The sequence below is a fragment of the Subtercola boreus genome (assembly GCF_003399625.1).
In the GTDB taxonomy this organism is placed as follows: Bacteria; Actinomycetota; Actinomycetes; order Actinomycetales; family Microbacteriaceae; genus Subtercola; species Subtercola boreus_C.
Genome location: NZ_NBXA01000008.1, coordinates 1 through 656, shown reverse-complemented (window position 1 = coordinate 656; position 656 = coordinate 1). Strand labels below are relative to the sequence as shown.

General features: G+C 72.4%; 1 protein-coding gene. It reads left to right on the top strand.

The features are described from left to right. Window positions 1–656 (top strand): DUF222 domain-containing protein (locus B7R21_RS05455; RefSeq protein WP_147305815.1); only part of this gene is annotated, 656 nt, incomplete at both ends.

Below are 656 nucleotides of genomic sequence, written 5' to 3'. Positions count from 1 at the left end.
ACGCCCAACCCCGCACCGCCGTGCAACGACACCTCGACGCTGCCGCCCGGCGCCGCCTCGACCTCGACCCCGCCACCGACGGCATGGCCTACCTCACCCTCTACCTCCCCGCCGTCGAAGCCGTCGCGATCCACAACCGCGCCACCGACCTCGCCCGCTCCGCGAAAACCTCCGGCGACCCCCGAACCCCCACCCAACTCCGCGTCGATACCCTCAGCGATCTGCTCCTCAACGGCGAGACCAGCATCGACGGCATCGCGAAAGGCATCCGCGCCCGAATCCACGTCACCGTCCCCGCCCTCACCCTCCTCGGAACCCCCGCTCCCACCCGTAACACCACCGGCACTCCGACCACCGTCACTCCCGCGACCGGCGCCCCCACCGCACCCACCACCCGCATCTCTGCCACCACCGGCGTCGCTGCCGCCACCGGCATCGCGACCGCGACTGACGTCGGCACCGCGACCGCGACCGACGCCGGCCAAGGCGACGCCGACAACGACCCCGGCCACCCACCACCCGAACCATTCCCCGGGTTCGCGCAGCTCGAAGGCTACGGCCCCATCGACAGGCTCACCGCCCTCCACCTCACCCGCCACGCACCCACCTTCACCCGCGTCCTCACCGACCCCGCAACCGGCTGCGCCCTCACCTAC